The organism is Rhizobium sp. LARHSG275 (assembly GCF_052871115.1).
The window spans coordinates 1-17081 of record NZ_JBIXJN010000046.1 but is presented as its reverse complement, the minus strand read 5'-3'; the positions used below and the strand labels follow the sequence as shown (position 1 = coordinate 17081).

Here is a 17081-nt window from a genome sequence, read left to right as displayed (position 1 = left end):
GTCAAAACCCGCCGGAAGCCGCGCGCGCACTTCCGGCCAATGATCCAAAATCTCAGGACGAATCTTCATCCAAAGCTTGAATCACAACCAGATTCCTTATGTCCAGCGCTAAACCTAGCGCATATGAGGGTTAGGGTGAGGGGCAGCCATTGGCACCAGCCGGCAGTAACTCGAGGCCGAGAATGACTGAGGGTGGGAAGCTACCGGATGGGCGACATTGCATCACGACGCCTCAATGCGGCTTAATGCGATAGGCGCAGCGGCGGGCGCCGAGGAGGATGTGTTCGCTGCGCTCGACATCGGCGCCGAGGACGGCGCGGAAGGTTTCGAGTTCGGAGCGGCAGAAGCCGGCGCAGGCGGTGGCGGCGGCGCAGATCGGGCAGTGGTTTTCGACCAGCATGAAGGAGCCGTCGGCCTCCTGCCACTGATCGGCCATATAGCCCTCGCGGGTGCGGATCGCGGCAAGGGCCTCGACGCGCGAGGCGAGGTCATGCGCCTTGCCGAGCTCTTGGCGACAGCGCTGCAGCGTCTCGGCCTCGCGGGCGGAGATGACGGTATCGAGGGCTGCGGGACCGAGCTGTTCGACGAGCGTGCCGAGGAGATTTGCCGTCAGCTCGGCATGGCCATCCGGGAACTGGCGGTTGCCGCTGGCTGTGAGGTGCCAGAGCTGACGCGGCCGGCCCCGGCCCGCGGCGGCAACGGTGACCGGCTCCACCAGGCCCTCCTCCGCCATCTTCGACAGCTGTTGGCGGGCGGCTTCGCCTGATATGCCGAGCGCATCGCCGATCACGGCGGCAAGCTGCGGGCCGTCGGTCTTTATCAGGATCAGGATCCGGTTAGCTGGGGACTGACGCATATTTTCCAAGTCAAGTCTTGTTTAATTCGAGCCTGCATGTAATTTTCCAATTTATAACTTGGAAAACAATCCTTCGCCAGCAAAAATATCGAGTTCCTCCCATGTCGGATATCGACCAGACCGCAGCTATCCCGAATCCCAGTTCCCTTTTCCGCCTCTTTCTGCCCGAGCACCTGCCGGCAACCTTGATGCTGGCCGGCGGCGTGACGCTTTATGCGGTGGAGAGTTACATCATGGCGACGATCGCGCCTTCGATCGTGCGCGATATCGGCGGCCTCGCGCTGTTTTCCTGGGTCACCAGCCTGTTCGTCGCCGCCGCGGTACTCGGCTCGATCTTCGTCGCCATGCGGCCGCGCGGTATCGGGCTTCGATCTGTCTATGTGTTCGCAGCACTGGTCTTCGGCGTCGGCAGCCTGATTGCCGCAGCCGCACCGTCGATGCCGGTGGTGCTGATCGGACGCGCGGTGCAGGGTCTAGGAACAGGCGCGCTTGCAGCACTCGGCTATGCCTTCATCCGCTTCGTTTATCCCGAGCCGCTATGGCCGAAGGCCTCGACGCTCTATGCGGCGATCTGGGGAGTCTCGACCGTCGTCGGGCCGACGCTCGGTGGCTTCTTCTCTTCGGGTCACGCCTGGCGCTTTGCTTTTATCGTGCTCGTGCCGCTCGGCCTGCTGATGGCGTTCCTGGCGCCGCGGCTTCTGCCCGAGGTCGAGGACGACCGCGAGCAGAAGAAGACCCCGATTGCCCAGATCGGACTGCTGCTTGCCGCCGTGCTGATGGTCAGCGCGGCCGGCGCGATCGAGACAACAGGCGCGAAAATCGCTTTGATCGCGGCCTCGGTCGTCGCGGTCGCCGGCATGCTCTTCATCGAGGGCCGAAGCCCGAACGGGCTTTTGCCGTCTGGCGCCGTCAGCCTTTCCCGGCCGATTGCACGGGTCTATCTGACGATGCTCGCCATGACCGTCGTGCTCGTTAGCGACGTCTTCATTCCCTATTTCCTGCAGACCCTGCATGGGGTGGCGCCACTCCTATCGGGTTATTTGGTGGCGCTGGTTGCCCTCGGCTGGACGTTTGCGGCCTTCCTCAGCGGCTCGCTGACCGGCAGGCGGGCGTATGCGGCAATCGTCATTGGCGCCCTCATCGAAGCGGCGGCGACCGCTTGCCTCGCCGTCTTCCTGGCCAAGGACAATCCCGAGGGGCATATGCTCCTCATCGTGCCGGCGGCGATCGGCATGTTCATGATGGGCTTCGGCATCGGGCTCGGCTGGGCGCATCTCGTCGCCATGGTGCTGAAACTCGTCGCCGACAACGAGAAGGACAAGGCATCTGCCGCGATCCCGACGATGAGTTCGCTCGGCGGCGCTTTTGGCGCGGCCTTCTCAGGCGTCATCGCCAATGGCGCCGGCCTCGTCAATCCCGGCGGCATAGCAGGCGCGCTGTCGGCGGCGCACTGGCTCTATCTGCTGATGGCGCTACCGGGCATCGTCGCGGTTGCGGCGGCGACGACGACGCTGAGAGATAGCCACAATTAAAAAAAGGCGCCCCCTCGGGTTCGGGGCCGCCTTTTCATAATTGAACGCTTGTTGTGCTCTTAGAACAGGATGATTTTAGGCTCTGTCGACCTAAAATCTGAATCCTGTTCTCAATTCAAGAGTTCGAGCATGATGTCATGAGAAAACCGCTCACACTTTTCGGCATCACACGCTAAAGCACGTCGCATCAAATTTGATACATGCAACACGTTTTAGCCCTTTGTTTTTATGCATATCGTTGTCCCGGAACCGCGGCACACTTCCGTGCGACATGCATTAGGCGACGTTGCGCTCCGGTTCCGGCTCCTGCTGGACGGCCTGCTGCTTCACGCCAAGATAGAGGACGGAGCTGCGGCCAATGCCATAGGTATCGCAGACCTCGGGCGTCAGGAATTCGGTGACTGGAACTTGCTGAACCGCCAAACCGGCGCGCTGGATCACATCGATGAACCCGGACCTTGAGAAGAGGCGCACATGGTCGTCCTGGCCGAAATGCGCCCAGCGGCCTTCCGGCGTCGTCACTTCGGGATTTTCATGGGTGTGCTCGATCGACAGGCAGATCGGCGCCATCAGGATGGCGATGCTGTGCTCCTTGAGAACACGCCGGATTTCGGCGGTGGCACGCACTGGGTCCTCGACATGTTCGAGCACATGGGAGCAAAGCACGAAGTCGAAGGTCTCGTCGGCGTAGGGCAGGTTGTGGATATCAGCCTTATCGTCTGCCTCGGGCATATACATGTCGCAGCTGCGGTAGAAGATATGCGGGTGGCTCTTGAGCCAGAAGCTCAAGGCCCGGCCCGGGGCAATGTCCAGGAACCGGAAGGCCTGCGCCGGGTTGAGGCGCTGGAACACCGGCGTCAGGAACAGCGCGAAGAGCCTGTCCCGATCGGACGAATGACAATTGGGGCAGCTGTAAGCCTGATGGTTGATCGTCTCGAATTCATCGACGCGATAGGGAAAGCCGTGCTCGACCGCCTTGTCGATGTAGTAGCGCGGAAGCGGTTCGAAATGCGGAATTCTGCTGCGGCAGATGGGGCAGGCGTGGAATAGAGCCATTGTATTCCTCGTAGGGACCGTACAACGCGCAAGCAACGCCACATCAAGATGCGCAGTTCGGGGCCGGGTTTCGATCAGACGACTGTTTAATGACCCCGGGGACTCACAAACAGGCAGGATCAGCTTCACCTTGCGCGCGAATGCTGGTCCGAAGCTGACCTCAGACGGTGAGCATGACCTTGCCGACATGGCTGCCGTCTTCCAGCAGCCGGTGGGCTTCGACGACCTCGTCGAAGGCAAAGACCTTGTGAATGACGGGGGCGACGGTGCCGGCGGCGAGCAGCGGCCAGACCTCGGAGCGCAGATCGTCGCGAATGGCGCGTTTTTCTTCCGCCGTGCGCGGCCGCATGGTGGAGCCGGTGACCGTCAGGCGCTTGACCATGATCGGCGAGAGATTGACCTTTTCGGCGATCGCGCCGCCAAGGAAGGCGATGATCGACAGGCAGCCGTCCCTCGCCAGTGAGGCGATGTTGCGCTCGAAATAGGCCGCGCCGATCATGTCGAGGATGACATCGACGCCGTGGCCGGTCTCGGCCTTGATCACCTCGGCGAAATCTTCGGTCCGGTAGTTGATCGCGCGTTTGGCGCCAAGCTTTTCGCAAGCCTCGCATTTCTCCTTCGAGCCCGCCGTCGCGTAGACCTCGGCACCGAAGGCGCGGGCGAGTTGGATCGCCGTCGTGCCGATGCCGCTGGAACCGCCATGGATCAGCACCGTCTCGCCTTCCGTCAGCCCGGCCATCTGGAAGAGGTTGGCCCAGACGGTAAAGAAGGTCTCAGGCAAAGCTGCCGCCTTCACCGCATCATAACCCTTGGGAAAGGGCAGGATCTGGCCTGCCGGCAACAGGCAATATTCGGCATAGGCGCCGCCATTGGCGAGCCCGCAGACCTTGTCGCCGACGGCATGGCCGCGGACGCCGGGGCCGACGGCAACGATTTCGCCCGACAATTCCAGGCCGAGGATCGGGCTCGCATCCTTGGGCGCGGGATAGCTGCCCTGGCGCTGGGCAATATCGGGGCGGTTGACGCCGATCGCCTCGGCGCGCACCAGGACCTCTCCGTCACGAGGCACAGGCAGCGGCCTCTTGCCGATTACCATCACCTCCGGTCCGCCGAAGGACGGCAGATCGACGAAACGCATATCCTGAGGCAAAGGCATGACCGGCTCCTCCCTAATCGGAAGCAACCGGAATAAATCAGCCCCGCAGGCTTTGGAAGGCACGATGTGGCAAAGGCGTCAATTCGCCTCGCCCAGCAAATGGAAGACGAGACCTTCCTCGCTGTCCTTGGCGGCCGATTTGATGATGGCGATCTCGGCGCTGACGCGGTTGATATCGTCGATGACGAGGCCTCCCGGCAGTTCGATGACGCCGATCGAGCAGCGCATCAGCGGGAATAAAGCTTCAACACCGGTGCGGTCGTGACCGAGGATGCGGCCGGCGGCGCGGTCCTCGTCGGAATAGAGATCGCGCACGTCGTCGTGGAAATCGCTGATCAGCCGGTCGAGGATCTCCGTCAGTTCCTCCTTGGTCCAGCCGACGATGCCGATGAAGAAATCGTCGCCGCCGACATGGCCGAGGAAATGGCGCTCGGCGAAGAAATAGCGGCGCATCAGCGCGGCAAACAGCGAGATTGCGTGGTCGCCGAGATGGAAGCCATAGGCATCGTTGAACGGCTTGAAATTATCGAAGTCGCAATAGCAAAAGTGGCGGAGCTCATCGCCGTCGCGGCCGGACTGACGCATGAAATCGCGGATGGCGCGATTGCCCGGCAGGCCGGTCAGCGGGTTCTGGTCCTGCGCGGTCTTCAGCTGTTTCTCGTTGATGACCTTGATCAGCGAGGCGGCGGAGACGACGCCGGCATAACGCATATTGTCGGTCAAGATCAGGCAGTTGCTGCCATCCATGTTGGCGAAGATCGCCATCAGCTGTTCGGCGTCGCTGTCGAGGCCGACGATCGGCGCCATCTCGACGAAATGCGAGATGCTGCGCTCATACATCTTGTTCTTCAGGAGATCGCGGCCGAAAGGCTGGTAGATATATTCCTTGAGGTGATGCTCGTGGATGATGCCGCGCGGCTCGTCATTGGCATTGAGGACAGGAAAGAAGGCCTGGCGCGGATTGCGGCGGAAGAGTTCGAAGACGTTGTCGATGCTGTCATTCTCGTAGACCGTAGGCAGCAGCTCGATCTGCTTGCGGATGAGGATTTCGTCGAGCGACTGACTGCCCCGCTTGCTCTTGCTGAGCTCCTGCAGATGCGGGAAGGACGGCGCCAGCTCCGATATATGCGTTGTCGGACGGGCGATGAACCAGCCCTGGACGAGGTCGACGCCATATTCGCGGCAGGCGATGAATTCGGCCTCGGTCTCGATGCCTTCGGCGACGACGCGTGTGCCGAGCACGTGGGCAATGTTGACGATGCTTTTCAAGAGATGACGCTTGCGCGGGCTGCGGTCAATCTCGGCGACGAAATGACGATCGATTTTGAGATAATCGACGGGATAGTCGCAGAGCAGCTTCATCTCGCCATTGCCGACGCCGAAATCGTCGATCGCCAGCTTGAAACCAGCCTTGCGCAACCTGGAAACCAGGCCGGAAAATTCCGGCACGCTGGTATTGTCGAAACGCTCGGAGAATTCGAAGCAGACGGAGGATGGCGGAATATTGGCCTTGCGCAGGTGTTGCAGCAGGGTCTCGACCAGACTTTCGCCATGCGGGATGAGCCGGACATCGAGATTGAGGAACAGCGTCGAGGTGGAGAAATTCGACAGCGTCGCGAATTTGGCGAGAGCGCGGCTGGCGACCATCTGTTCGAGCTGCAGCAACTGGCCCAGCTGATGTGCTTCATCAAGGATTTCGACCGGCGTATCATAGCCGATGCGGTCCTGCCCGCGCATCAGGGATTCGTAGCCGAAGACCGTGCCGGTGCCGGCCTCGACGATCGGCTGGAAGGCGTTCTCGACCACGAGCTTGGCAAGGGTTACGATCTGATCGCTGGCGTAGCGGCGCAGGACATCCGGCGCGACGGTGGCAGCCAAGGACATCCCGGTTTTCATTGGGGCTGATCTCCACTGTGACATGTTCTTTTCGTCCGGAACATGCCGCAGAAGGGTCAATGAACTCTTTCGCCAGTGTGAAAGTTTTATGAAACGCGCAAGGGCGTCCTACGCGCTCCGCGTTTATTCCATTTTTCCAATGCAATCAGATGCTTGCTCAGGCGGAGCGACGGCGCTCCGCCTCGTGATCGGCGAACATGTCGGCGACGCATCTGCCGCCGGATGGAGCGTCGTCGTCTAGCATATCGTCCCGGAACTCATTGAGCTTGCGGGCGGTATCCCAGAGACGAAGCGCCTCGCGAACGACCTCGCTGCTCGAGGCATAGCCGCCATTATCGACGGCGGCGCGGATACCCGCTGCCTGTTGCGGAGAGATGGAAACGGTGACCATCGGCATGAACTTCCTCCCTTTTCTGATCAGGCAGAACCCTGTCTCTGGGGGATGCATGACCATATTCAGCATTCTCGGCGATCTCGCCGGTGCCTTGGTGCATTCGCACATCGGACCGTCCGCGTGTTGGGATCGGCCCATAACCCCTTAAGTCTAATCCCCTGTCCTAGTCTTGTCAAAAAAGAACGGGTCTTGTCAAAAAAGAACGGTCAGCGGCATCAGTTTCAACTGCGGATGCCGAGGCCGAAGGCGATCATCGTCGAACCCTGGACGATGAGATCGGCGGCCAGGAACAGACCGAGGATCCAGAGGCTGTTCACCGGCCAGCCGAGCGCGATGACGAAACCTGCAAGGGCGGTGATGACGCCGCTTGCGACGATCCAGCGCCAACCCTTGACCGGCTTCATGCGCATGCCGACCCAGATGCGGAAGACGCCGGCGATGACCAGTGCGAGCGAGAGAAACAGCGTCAGCGCCGCCGAAGTCAGGATCGGATTGACGAAGGCGCAGATGCCGGCGAGCACGTAGAGCAGGCCGCTCAGCATCCAGAACAGCACATGATCCCAGCCACGCACCTGGAAGGCATGGACGAGATAGATCACGCCGCCGAACAGCATCAGCATGCCGACATAATAGACCGAGACGACGGTGGCGAGCATCAGATTGCCGAGCGCGATCAGACCGCAGACGAGCAGCAGCACGCCGAGGCCGGCGAACCAGATCCATTTCGACTGCAGCGAAGATGTCGGCGTTCCCTCGAAGACATCGGCCATGACGCACCTCCTGTTGGATTCAACATATGCTGCAGCAATTTTTCAGGAAAAGATCTGCGCTGAATCAAATCGAGAAAGATTTTTATTGATTGATCAGTCAATCAAAAATAACCTGCTCCTGATTTCAAGGAGTGGTCTGTTGCCGAAAGTCGGAATGGAGCCGGTGCGCCGCAAGGCGCTTGTCGACGCGGCGCTGCGGGTGATCGGCGATCACGGCTCGCTTGCCGTCACCATGTCCGACATCGCTCGGCAGGCCGGCGTGTCGCCAGCCTTGGCGCATCATTATTTCGGCAGCAAGGAGCAATTGCTGATCGAGACGATCCGCTCGCTTCTAAGACAATTACGCAACGACACGGTGGCGGCGCTTAAGGCCGCCAGAACGCCGCGCGCGCGGGTTTCGGCCATCATCCGCGTCAGCTTCCACGCCGACCAATTCGCGCCGGACACGATTGCCGCCTGGCTTGCCTTTTACGCCGAAGCGCAGCGCTCGGAAGAGACCCGCCGCTTTCTGGTGATCTATGCCAGGCGGCTGCGCTCCAATCTGCTGGCGGATCTCAAGGCGCTGCTGCCCGCCGACGCCGCAGAACGCATCGCCGAAGGCGCTGCGGCGATGATCGACGGGCTCTATATCCGGCAAAGTCTGAAATCGGCGCCGATCGGCATTGAAGCCTCGATCGCGCTGACGGAAGATTATCTGAATGCGCTTTTGGCCACCACCTCCCCCTCTCCCGGAGGGAGAAGGGACGACCACATCGAACCACCCAAGGGACAAATGACATGAAAGCCCAGCCGAAAGCCTCGCACTTCATCGACGGCGAATATGTCGAGGATACCGACGGCACCGTCATCGAGAGCCTCTATCCCGCGACCGGCGAGGTGATCGCCAGGCTGCATGCCGCAACACCCGCCATCGTCGAACGGGCGATCGCCGCGGCCAAACGCGCCCAGCCGGAATGGGCGGCGATGAGCCCAATGGCGCGCGGGAGGATCCTGAAACGGGCGGCCGAGATCATGCGCGAGAGAAACCGGGCACTTTCCGAGCTCGAAACGCTCGACACCGGCAAGCCGATCCAGGAGACCGTTGTCGCCGACCCGACCTCGGGTGCGGATGCCTTCGAATTCTTCGGCGGCATTGCGCCGGCCGGTCTCAACGGTTCGCATATCCCGCTCGGCCAGGATTTTGCCTACACCAAGCGGGTGCCGCTCGGTGTCTGCGTCGGCATCGGCGCCTGGAACTATCCGCAGCAGATCGCCTGCTGGAAAGCGGCGCCGGCGCTTGTCTGCGGCAATGCCATGGTGTTCAAGCCTTCCGAGAACACGCCGCTCGGGGCGCTGAAGATCGCCGAGATCCTGCACGAGGCGGGACTGCCGAAGGGGCTCTTCAATGTGATCCAGGGCGACCGCGACACCGGGCCGCTGCTCGTCAACCATCCCGATGTCGCCAAGGTGTCGCTGACCGGCTCGGTGCCGACTGGGCGCAGGGTGGCGGCCGCTGCCGCCGGCAACCTCAAGCACGTGACGATGGAACTCGGCGGCAAGTCGCCGCTCATCGTCTTCGACGATGCCGATCTCGATTCGGCGGTCGGCGGCGCGATGCTCGGCAATTTCTATTCGACCGGCCAGGTCTGCTCGAACGGCACGCGCGTTTTCGTGCAGAAGACCGTCAAGGCCGAATTCCTGAAGCGGCTGAAGGTCCGCACCGAGGCGATGCTGATCGGCGACCCGATGGACGAGGCGACGCAGGTCGGACCGATGGTCTCCTGGGCGCAGCGCGAGAAAGTGATCTCCTACATCGAGAAGGGCAAGGCCGAGGGCGCGCGCCTGATTGCCGGCGGCGGCATTCCGAACAACGTCTCCGGCGAAGGCTATTACGTGCAGCCGACGGTGTTTGCCGACGTCACCGACGACATGACCATCGCCCGCGAGGAGATCTTTGGGCCGGTCATGTGCGTGCTCGACTTCGACGCCGAGGACGAGGTGATTGCCCGCGCCAATGCCAGCGAATTCGGTCTTTCCGGCGGCGTCTTCACTGCCGACCTCACCCGCGCCCACCGCGTCGTCGACCGGCTGGAAGCGGGCACGCTGTGGATCAACACCTATAATCTCTGCCCGGTGGAAATCCCCTTCGGCGGCTCGAAACAATCCGGCTTCGGCCGCGAGAATTCGCTGGCCGCGCTGGAGCATTATTCCGAGCTGAAGACGGTCTATGTCGGCATGGGGCCGGTGGTGGCGCCTTATTGAAGGGATTAAGACCCCTCCCCAACCCCTCCCCACAAGGGGGAGGGGCTAGCCTGCGGCACCGTCGCACTTCGACCGCACCCGCCGTTGGGTTGATCGCGTGGCGAGGCGGCGCGGCAGGTTAAGCCCCTCCCCCTTGTGGGGAAGGGTTTGGGGCGGGGTCTTTGGCACCGTTGCAAAAGAATCTAAGGGAATGTCATGCAACAAGCAGATTTCGTCATCATCGGCTCGGGCTCCGCCGGCTCCGCCCTCGCCTACCGCTTGTCGGAAGACGGCAAGAACAGTGTCATCGTCATCGAGGCGGGCGGCAGCGATTTCGGGCCGTTCATCCAGATGCCGGCGGCCCTTGCCTGGCCGATGAGCATGAAGCGATATAATTGGGGTTATCTGTCCGAGCCGGAGGCGAACCTCAACAATCGGCGCATCACCGCGCCGCGCGGCAAGGTGATCGGCGGCTCCTCCTCGATCAACGGCATGGTCTATGTGCGCGGCCATGCCGAGGATTTCAACCGCTGGGAGGAGCTCGGCGCCAGCGGCTGGGCCTATGCCGACGTGCTTCCCTATTTCAAGCGGATGGAACATTCGCATGGCGGCGAAGAGGGCTGGCGCGGCACAGACGGGCCGCTGCATGTCCAGCGTGGCGGCTTCACCAATCCGCTCTTCCGCGCCTTCGTCGAGGCCGGCAAACAGGCGGGTTTCGAGGCGACGGAGGATTATAACGGCAGCAAGCAAGAAGGCTTCGGCCTGATGGAGCAGACCATCTTCGGCGGCCGCCGCTGGTCTGCCGCCAACGCCTATCTGAAACCGGCGCTGAGGCGGGACAATGTCAAGATCATCTACGGCTTTGCGCAGAGGATCGTGATCGAGGACGGGCGTGCCACAGGCGTCGAGATCGAACGCAAGGGCAGAATGGAGGTGGTGAAGGCGAACCGCGAGGTGATCGTCTCGGCCTCCTCCTTCAACTCACCGAAGCTCTTGATGCTGTCGGGCATCGGTCCCGGCCAACATCTGCAGGACTTGGGCATTACGGTGAAGGCCGACCGGCCGGGGGTCGGCGCCAATCTGCAGGACCATATGGAATTCTACTTCCAGCAGGTCAGCACCAAGCCGGTGTCGCTCTATTCCTGGCTGCCGTGGTTCTGGCAGGGCGTGGCCGGCGCGCAATGGCTGCTCTCGCGCGGCGGGCTCGGCGCCTCCAATCAATTCGAGGCGTGCGCCTTCCTGCGGTCTGCAGCAGGGCTGAAGCAACCCGATATCCAGTACCATTTCCTGCCGGTGGCGATCAGCTATGACGGCAAGGCGGCGGCGAAGAGCCACGGCTTCCAGGTTCATGTCGGCTATAACCTGTCGAAATCGCGCGGTAGCGTGAGCTTGCGCTCCGCCGACCCTAAGGCCGATCCGGTGCTGCGCTTCAACTATATGAGCCATGCGGAGGATTGGGAGAAATTCCGCCACTGCGTGCGGCTCACGCGCGAAATCTTCGGGCAGAGCGCCTTCAACGACTATCGCGGGCCGGAGATCCAGCCGGGCGAAGGCGTGCAGAGCGACGACGAGATCGACGCCTTCCTGCGCGAACATCTGGAAAGCGCCTATCACCCTTGCGGCACCTGCCGGATGGGCGCCAAGGACGATCCGATGGCGGTGGTCGATCCGCAAACGCGGGTGATCGGCGTCGAGGCCTTGCGCGTCGCCGACAGCTCGATCTTCCCGCACGTCACCTATGGCAACCTGAACGGACCCTCTATTATGACCGGCGAGAAGGCGGCCGACCATATCCTCGGCAAACAGCCGCTGGCGCGCTCGAACCAGGAACCGTGGGTCAACCCGCGCTGGGCGGTGAGCGACCGCTGATCCGGTTATCCGGTTTCAGAGAAAACCGATCCACCGTCCGGCTATGAGGGCGGCGATCCAGATCGCGGCCGACAGGGCGGCGGAGAAGCGCAGGCCGGTCCGGACGATGCCTGTCGACACCGCCGTTTTCCAGCCTTGCCCGAAATGAACGATCGACAGGTTGAAAAGGCCGATGGCGATCAGGCAAAGCTTGGCAAGGAAGGCGGGATTGAAGGCATATTCGACCGCCCGGACGCTGAAAAGGCACAAGCCGGTGACAACAGCCGCGGCAAGGCCGACGGCGGCGGCGCGTGATAGAAACGGCGCGACGATCTCAACCGGCACCTTGCGGAAGAAGCCGGCGAGCCTCAGATCAAGCGGCAGGATGGCGCCGACCAAGAGGCCGATCGCCAGGATATGGGCTGCGTTGACGAACATGTAGAGCGCTCCGGAGCGCCGGAGCGCGAGCGCAGGCGTGGTAGCCGACAGCCATTCGAGAGTGTCCATCACGGCAGGTCAGTTCGCCCAGAGGTCAGTTCGTCTTGATGCGGTCGGGATAGATATCGTAGCGCTTCTCGCCGATGGTGAGGCGTACGGCCTTCAGCCGCTTCTCTTTTGCATCCTGCGAACGGTTTCCAAGGGCCACCACCTGGTCGCCGGGCTTGGCCACACCTTCGATGAAACCGGAGCGTTCCGTCTGGCGCGGATTGCCGAGTTCGACGAGCCAGACGCCGTCATCGGCGGTGGCGACATCGAGCGTCGGATGCGGGCCGCCCATGGAGATCTTGTCGATGGTGCCGCGCAGTTCGATCTGATCCGCCTCGGCCCACGACCAGCCGTGATGAGCGGCCGCGCCTGTCGCTAGGGCCGCCGAGAGTATGGCCGCAGCCAGTACTCGCTGTGCTGAAATTCCAAACATGATATTCTCCCTACCAGCATGAGCAGGCAGGTGGAGCATCCCGACTGGAGGAAAAGGTATTTCACCAAATCTTGAAGAAAGAGGCAGGCGTATGCTCAGGCCAGCAGCCGGGTGACTTCGGCGCTGTGCTTTGGGGCGATGGCATCGGCGATGGTCGTCGAGAACAGCACCTTGCGGGTGGCGTCGGCCACCTTGGCGAAGACGTGGCGGATCTGGCAATTCTGTTCGCCGTCGCAATCGTCGCACCGGCGGTAAGCAGTGATCGACAGGCACGGCAGCGGCGCGATCGGGCCATCGATGATGCGCAGGATCTCGCCGAAGGTAATCGTGTGGGCGGGCTTCAGCAGGAGATAACCGCCCTGCTTGCCGCGACGGCTGACGACGACGCCGTGATGTTTCAGGTCGAGCAGGATCTGTTCGAGGAACTTCTTCGGGATCTTCTGCTGCGCTGCGATATCGGAAATCATCACCGGTTCGTCGGCATCGGCATCAGCCAAGACCGTGAGCGCTCGCAGCGCATATTTCGCCTTTTGCGTAATCATTTTTGACCATCGACACACACAGGCGGCGCGAATTTCCGCACCGCTACGGAAGTACTTTCACCTCTATGGCACAACCAGCATGAACGGAATTTGAACGCGCCGGAGAAAGCCTTGAGAGACAAGCGTTTTGGCCTTGTTTTTCGCCCTCGGCCAAGCACGCTTAATCTATGCCAAAACCGCGCCTTCTGCACCATTTTCGGCATCACTTCAGATTTCGGATTGACAGGCTGCGTGTAACTCTACTATTTTTATAGACATTCGAGCTGCCGATGTGGATTTTCATCCGCAGGCGGCTGCTTTTCTGCATCGCGGCAGCTTCGGAGAGATATTTGCTCCTCCGGCCGCAGCTTTCGAAATCCCTTTTTCTGTCCGATCCATGCGTGAACTGCGATACTCCCGTCAACAAAGGACAGGATTCTCATGACTGCTATCAATAGGATTGCGGAAGAAGGGCCGATTGCGGAAGCCGAGGCGCTGAACGACAGACTGGCAGGTCTCGACCTTGCCGGACGTCTGTCGCTGGTCTGCGGCCTTGGCGGCCGCGTGGTGTTCACCACGTCACTCGGCATCGAGGACCAGGTGATCACCGCCGAGATCGGCACGCACCGCCTGCCGATCGATATCGCGACGCTGCAGACCGGCCGGTTGTTTGCCGAGACGCTGTCGCTGATCGACGAGACCGAAAGCCAGTACGACATCCATATCCATCGTTTCGAGCCCGAGAAGGCCGATATCGACGCCTATGCGGCGCAATACGGCCTCAACGGTTTCTACGAGAGCGTCGAAGCCCGCCACGCCTGTTGCGGCATGCGCAAGCTGAAGCCGCTCGCGCGTGCCCTCGAAGGTGCTGCAATCTGGATCACCGGCCTGCGCCGCGGCCAATCGGCCAACCGTGCCGAAACGCCCTTTGCCGAATACGACGCGGAACGGCATCTGCTGAAGGTCAATCCGCTCGCCGATTGGGACCTGGAGGCGATCAAGGCCTTCGTTTCCGCAAACGGCGTGCTGGTCAATCCGCTGCATGCCCGCGGTTATCCCTCGATCGGCTGCGAGCCCTGCACCCGGGCGATAAAACCCGGCGAGCCGGAACGTGCGGGCCGCTGGTGGTGGGAGCAGGACGAGACGCGCGAATGCGGCCTGCATGTCGCCGAAGAGGCCACAGCGATCGCCGCACAGTAAATCACCCCACGGCTTTCCCAATCAGGGCGCGGGCAGCCGCCGCAGCCTTGGGAAAGTCAACATTCCCTGGGAAAGCCAACATCAAGTTTTGCGGCGAGCCGTAAACGACCGATAGCCTGGAGTAACACATGCCCGATAGCCGTCCGGATACGGAACTCAGCAATCCGCAGAGCGCCAAGGCGCCGCTCGACCCGCATCTGAAAGCGCTGGAGAACGAATCCATCCACATCTTCCGCGAGGTTGCGGCCGAATTCGAGCGTCCCGTCATGCTCTATTCGATCGGCAAGGACTCCTCGGTGCTGCTGCACCTGGCGCGCAAGGCCTTCTATCCCGGCCGCGTGCCCTTCCCGCTGCTGCATGTGAACACCGGCTGGAAATTCTCCGAGATGATCGCCTTCCGCGACGAGACCGCGAAGAAGTATGATCTCGATCTGATCGAGCACATCAATCCGCGCGGCAAAGCCGAAAACATCACGCCGTTTACACATGGATCGGCCGCCTTCACCGACATCATGAAGACCGAGGGGCTGCGCCAGGCGCTTGATGCCGGCCAGTTCGACGCCGCTTTCGGCGGTGCGCGGCGTGACGAGGAAGCCAGCCGCGCCAAGGAGCGCATCTATTCCTTCCGCACGCCCGACCATCGCTGGGATCCGCGCAACCAGCGGCCGGAACTCTGGAACATCTATAACGGCATGATCCGCAAGGGGGAGAGCGTGCGCGCCTTCCCGCTGTCGAACTGGACCGAAGTCGATATCTGGCGTTATATCCAGGCCGAGGACATTCCGCTGGTGCCGCTCTACTACGCCAAGAAGCGACCTTTCGTGGAGCGCGACGGCATGATGATCCTGGCCGAAGATCCGCGCCTCGAACTGCTGTCCGGCGAAGTCCGCCAGGAAGGCATGATCCGCTTCCGCACCCTCGGCGATTTCCCGCTGACCGGCGCCATCCGCTCACAGGCAACCACCCTCGAAGAGGTGATTGCCGAACTCGAAATTGCAACGGTGTCCGAACGCCAGGGCCGCGCCATCGATCGCGACCAGTCCGGCTCCATGGAAAAGAAGAAGCGTGAAGGATATTTCTGAGATGACCGCAGCCCAAACCGCCGTCTCGGCCGCCACCGTCGTCAGCCTGCCCGCCGCCGAGCCGCTCAAGGCTCAGCGCGATACCAGGCCGCTGCGCCTCATCACCTGCGGCAGCGTCGATGACGGCAAGTCGACCTTGATCGGCCGCCTGCTCTGGGACACCAAGGCGGTCAAGGAAGACCAGGCCGCCACCCTGCAGCGCGATTCCACCGGCAAGCAGAACGATCTCGGCCTGCCCGACTTCGCATTGCTGCTCGACGGGCTGCAGGCCGAGCGCGAACAGGGCATCACCATCGATGTCGCCTATCGCTATTTCTCGACCGACAAGCGCTCCTTTATCGTCGCCGACACGCCCGGCCATGAGCAATATACCCGCAACATGGCGACCGGTGCCTCGACCGCCGATCTCGCCATCCTGCTCGTCGATGCGCGCCTCGGCATTCTGGAACAAACGCGCCGTCACGCGACGATCGCCTCGCTGCTGGGGATTAAGCAGTTCGTGCTCGCCGTCAACAAGATCGACCTGACGGGCTACGACCGCGCCGGCTTCGACAAGATCAGCCATGACTTCCGGGAATTTGCCCTGTCGCTCGGCGTCAAGCAGATCACCGCCATTCCGATGTCGGCGCTGAAGGGTGAAAACGTCGTCTATTCCGGCCAGGCCGCCATGCCTTGGTACACCGGCCCGTCGCTGGTGGAGACGCTGGAACTTGCCACCGTGCGCTCGTCGCAGACGGTCGGCTTCCGCCTTTCCGTCCAGCGCGTCTCGCGTCCGGGCGAAAGCTTCCGCGGCTATCAGGGCACGGTTGCCGGCGGCTCGGTCAAGCCGGGCGACAGCGTCATGATCCTGCCGTCGGGCATGGTCGCCAACGTCTCGAAGATCGTCACCTTCGATCTCGTCCGCAACGCGGCCGTTGCCGGCGACGCGATCACGCTGGTGCTCGACCGCCAGGTGGATGTGGCGCGCGGCGACATGATCGTCTCGATCGACGCCCAGCCGCAGGTCGGCCTTGCCTTCGACGCACAGATCGTCGCGCTGCAGCCGGAGGGTATCGAGCCCGGCAAACGCTACTGGCTGAAGAGCGGCAGCCGCCGCCAGCGTGTCCAGGTGCAGCCGCTCAGCCAACTGGAGCTGAAGACCGGCGCCTGGAATTCCGCCCAGCGGCTCTACATGAACGCCATCGGCAAAGTCCGGCTCGTGTTCGACGAAGCGGCGATCTTCGATCCCTATGAGCAGAACCGGCTGTCCGGCTCCTTCATCCTGATCGATCCGGAGACCAATAACACGGTCGCCGGCGGCATGGTGACCGGCAAGCGCAGCGAACTCGGCGGCCTCCACAATGGCGAAGCCCGCGTCATTCTCTCGCTTCCGGCCGATCTTGCCGAACAGATCATGGCAAGCGAACTCTTCGCCAGCCGCAGCCACGAGGCCGACGTGCGGCGCATGACGGCGGCAGAAGCCGCCGACCTTTGGTCGAGTGCCGCAAGCGATATCTGATAAAGACTAGGACCGATCGACATTCAGGATTCCCAAATCGGTTGATCACTGATTCATAGGGTACCGTGTGAAGCACGGAGGCCTTGATGGGAGTGAAGCGATACGAGTTGAACGGGGCGCAATGGTCGAGAAT

General features: G+C 62.0%; 16 protein-coding genes. 7 read left to right on the top strand and 9 right to left on the bottom strand.

Annotated elements, in window-relative coordinates:
- Positions 1-232 precede the first annotated feature (232 nt).
- Positions 233-856: a helix-turn-helix transcriptional regulator gene (locus ACIPSK_RS32855; RefSeq protein WP_162119601.1), complete on the bottom strand. Its 624-nt coding sequence runs from the start codon at positions 854-856 to the stop codon at positions 233-235.
- A gap of 101 nt (positions 857-957) precedes the next feature.
- On the opposite strand from ACIPSK_RS32855, the gene ACIPSK_RS32850 reads away from it, so the two are divergent.
- Positions 958-2388: an MFS transporter gene (locus tag ACIPSK_RS32850; protein WP_162119600.1), complete on the top strand. Its 1431-nt coding sequence runs from the start codon at positions 958-960 to the stop codon at positions 2386-2388.
- A 276-nt stretch (positions 2389-2664) separates the two neighbouring features.
- On the opposite strand, the gene ACIPSK_RS32845 is transcribed toward ACIPSK_RS32850, so the two are convergent.
- The 5 genes from ACIPSK_RS32845 to ACIPSK_RS32825 all read right to left on the bottom strand — a co-directional run bounded on the left by ACIPSK_RS32845 (position 2665) and on the right by ACIPSK_RS32825 (position 7660).
- A complete protein-coding gene (locus ACIPSK_RS32845; protein ID WP_017963435.1) occupies positions 2665-3444 on the bottom strand; it encodes a class I SAM-dependent methyltransferase in 780 nt (259 codons plus the stop codon).
- A 160-nt stretch (positions 3445-3604) separates the two neighbouring features.
- A complete protein-coding gene (locus ACIPSK_RS32840) occupies positions 3605-4600 on the bottom strand; it encodes an NAD(P)H-quinone oxidoreductase (RefSeq protein WP_162119599.1) in 996 nt (331 codons plus the stop codon).
- Between the two features lie 78 nt (positions 4601-4678).
- Positions 4679-6496, bottom strand: a complete 1818-nt coding sequence (locus tag ACIPSK_RS32835; RefSeq protein ID WP_162119598.1) for a GGDEF domain-containing protein — start codon at positions 6494-6496, stop codon at positions 4679-4681.
- Positions 6497-6653: 157 nt separating this feature from the next.
- A complete protein-coding gene (locus tag ACIPSK_RS32830) occupies positions 6654-6893 on the bottom strand; it encodes a ribbon-helix-helix domain-containing protein (protein ID WP_017963432.1) in 240 nt (79 codons plus the stop codon).
- 218 nt (positions 6894-7111) lie between these two features.
- On the bottom strand, positions 7112-7660 hold the full coding sequence (locus ACIPSK_RS32825; protein WP_162119597.1) for an HdeD family acid-resistance protein: 549 nt from the start codon (positions 7658-7660) through the stop codon (positions 7112-7114).
- Positions 7661-7799: 139 nt separating this feature from the next.
- Here ACIPSK_RS32825 and betI point away from each other — a divergent pair, with 139 nt between their 5' ends.
- The 3 genes from betI (at position 7800) to betA (ending at position 11749) form a co-directional block, all read left to right on the top strand.
- Positions 7800-8441 carry a transcriptional regulator BetI gene (gene betI, locus ACIPSK_RS32820; protein WP_162119602.1) on the top strand — a complete coding sequence of 214 codons (642 nt, stop codon included), beginning with the start codon at positions 7800-7802 and terminating at the stop codon, positions 8439-8441.
- Positions 8438-9901: a betaine-aldehyde dehydrogenase gene (gene betB / locus ACIPSK_RS32815; protein ID WP_162119596.1), complete on the top strand. Its 1464-nt coding sequence runs from the start codon at positions 8438-8440 to the stop codon at positions 9899-9901. The genes betI and betB overlap by 4 nt, the downstream gene beginning before the upstream one ends.
- Positions 9902-10096: 195 nt before the next feature.
- Positions 10097-11749 (top strand): choline dehydrogenase, encoded by a 1653-nt coding sequence (gene betA, locus ACIPSK_RS32810; protein ID WP_017963427.1) that lies wholly within the window; start codon positions 10097-10099, stop codon positions 11747-11749.
- Between the two features lie 15 nt (positions 11750-11764).
- On the opposite strand, the gene ACIPSK_RS32805 is transcribed toward betA, so the two are convergent.
- From ACIPSK_RS32805 to ACIPSK_RS32795, 3 genes are all read right to left on the bottom strand, one after another.
- Positions 11765-12238, bottom strand: a complete 474-nt coding sequence (locus ACIPSK_RS32805; protein WP_017963426.1) for a DUF6644 family protein — start codon at positions 12236-12238, stop codon at positions 11765-11767.
- Between the two features lie 22 nt (positions 12239-12260).
- Positions 12261-12647, bottom strand: coding sequence for a DUF6152 family protein (locus tag ACIPSK_RS32800; protein ID WP_017963425.1), 387 nt, complete (start codon positions 12645-12647; stop codon positions 12261-12263).
- 95 nt (positions 12648-12742) lie between these two features.
- Entirely contained in the window at positions 12743-13189 is a 447-nt protein-coding gene (locus tag ACIPSK_RS32795) for an RrF2 family transcriptional regulator (protein WP_017963424.1), read from the bottom strand.
- Between the two features lie 420 nt (positions 13190-13609).
- Between ACIPSK_RS32795 and ACIPSK_RS32790 the strand changes: the two genes are divergently transcribed.
- From ACIPSK_RS32790 to cysN, 3 genes are all read left to right on the top strand, one after another.
- The gene (locus ACIPSK_RS32790; protein ID WP_162119595.1) at positions 13610-14368 is read left to right on the top strand and encodes a phosphoadenylyl-sulfate reductase; all 759 of its coding nucleotides are present in this window, start codon (positions 13610-13612) and stop codon (positions 14366-14368) included.
- Between the two features lie 128 nt (positions 14369-14496).
- On the top strand, positions 14497-15450 hold the full coding sequence (gene cysD, locus ACIPSK_RS32785) for a sulfate adenylyltransferase subunit CysD (RefSeq protein WP_017963422.1): 954 nt from the start codon (positions 14497-14499) through the stop codon (positions 15448-15450).
- A gap of 1 nt (position 15451) precedes the next feature.
- Complete coding sequence (gene cysN, locus ACIPSK_RS32780) at positions 15452-16948, top strand: sulfate adenylyltransferase subunit CysN (RefSeq protein ID WP_017963421.1); 1497 nt, start codon at positions 15452-15454, stop codon at positions 16946-16948.
- Positions 16949-17081: the final 133 nt, after the last annotated feature.